Source organism: Haemophilus sp. SZY H56, from assembly GCF_054332415.1.
Genome location: NZ_JBTGNX010000029.1, coordinates 1 through 1,920, shown reverse-complemented (window position 1 = coordinate 1,920; position 1,920 = coordinate 1). Strand labels below are relative to the sequence as shown.

At 50.3% G+C, this 1,920-nt stretch carries 1 rRNA gene; it reads left to right on the top strand.

The features are described 5' to 3' along the window. Positions 1-1,920, top strand: a 23S ribosomal RNA gene (locus ACXVWP_RS11040); the annotation flags it as partial.

Below are 1,920 nucleotides of genomic sequence, written 5' to 3'. Positions count from 1 at the left end.
GGAACAAGCTGGGAAGCTTAGCGACACAGGGTGATAGCCCCGTACTCGAAGTCCAGGTCATGGTACTAAGCTAACGATAAGTAGGGCGGGACACGTGATATCCTGTTTGAAGATGGGGGGACCATCCTCCAAGGCTAAATACTCCTGATTGACCGATAGTGAACCAGTACTGTGAAGGAAAGGCGAAAAGAACCCCGGTGAGGGGAGTGAAATAGAACCTGAAACCTTGTACGTACAAGCAGTGGGAGCCCTTTAAGGGTGACTGCGTACCTTTTGTATAATGGGTCAGCGACTTATATTTTGTAGCGAGGTTAACCGAATAGGGGAGCCGAAGGGAAACCGAGTCTTAACTGGGCGTCTAGTTGCAAGGTATAGACCCGAAACCCGGTGATCTAGCCATGGGCAGGTTGAAGGTTGGGTAACACTAACTGGAGGACCGAACCGACTAATGTTGAAAAATTAGCGGATGACTTGTGGCTGGGGGTGAAAGGCCAATCAAACCGGGAGATAGCTGGTTCTCCCCGAAATCTATTTAGGTAGAGCCTTGAGCGGACACCTTCGGGGGTAGAGCACTGTTTCGGCTAGGGGTCCATCCCGGATTACCAACCCGATGCAAACTACGAATACCGAAGAGTGATACTCAGGAGACACACGGCGGGTGCTAACGTCCGTCGTGGAGAGGGAAACAACCCAGACCGCCAGCTAAGGTCCCAAAGTCTATATTAAGTGGGAAACGAAGTGGGAAGGCTTAGACAGCTAGGATGTTGGCTTAGAAGCAGCCATCATTTAAAGAAAGCGTAATAGCTCACTAGTCGAGTCGGCCTGCGCGGAAGATGTAACGGGGCTCAAATATAGCACCGAAGCTGCGGCATCAGTAGCAATACTGTTGGGTAGGGGAGCGTTGTGTAAGCGGATGAAGGTGTGTTGAGAAGCATGCTGGACGTATCACAAGTGCGAATGCTGACATAAGTAACGATAAAACGGGTGAAAAACCCGTTCGCCGGAAGACCAAGGGTTCCTGTCCAACGTTAATCGGGGCAGGGTGAGTCGGCCCCTAAGGCGAGGCTGAAAAGCGTAGTCGATGGGAAACAGGTTAATATTCCTGTACTTGGTAAAGCTGCGATGTGGGGACGGAGCAGGTTAGGTTATCGCACTGTTGGATATGTGCGTTTAAGTTGGTAGGTGGGAAGTTTAGGCAAATCCGAACTTCCTTAACACTGAGAGATGATGACGAGGCTCTACGGAGCTGAAGTAACCGATACCACACTTCCAGGAAAAGCCACTAAGCGACAGGCTTTACTAAACCGTACTGAAAACCGACACAGGTGGTCAGGTAGAGAATACTCAGGCGCTTGAGAGAACTCGGGTGAAGGAACTAGGCAAAATAGCACCGTAACTTCGGGAGAAGGTGCGCCGGCGTAGATTGTAGTCCCTCGCGGGCGAAGGTTGAACCGGTCGAAGATACCAGCTGGCTGCAACTGTTTATTAAAAACACAGCACTCTGCAAACACGAAAGTGGACGTATAGGGTGTGATGCCTGCCCGGTGCTGGAAGGTTAATTGATGGTGTAATCGAAAGAGAAGCTCCTGATCGAAGCCCCAGTAAACGGCGGCCGTAACTATAACGGTCCTAAGGTAGCGAAATTCCTTGTCGGGTAAGTTCCGACCTGCACGAATGGCATAATGATGGCCAGGCTGTCTCCACCCGAGACTCAGTGAAATTGAAATCGCCGTGAAGATGCGGTGTACCCGCGGCTAGACGGAAAGACCCCGTGAACCTTTACTATAGCTTGACACTGAACATTGAATTTTGATGTGTAGGATAGGTGGGAGACTTAGAAGTAGTCACGCCAGTGATTATGGAGTCGACCTTGAAATACCACCCTTTAACGTTTGATGTTCTAACGAAGATTGCGAAACG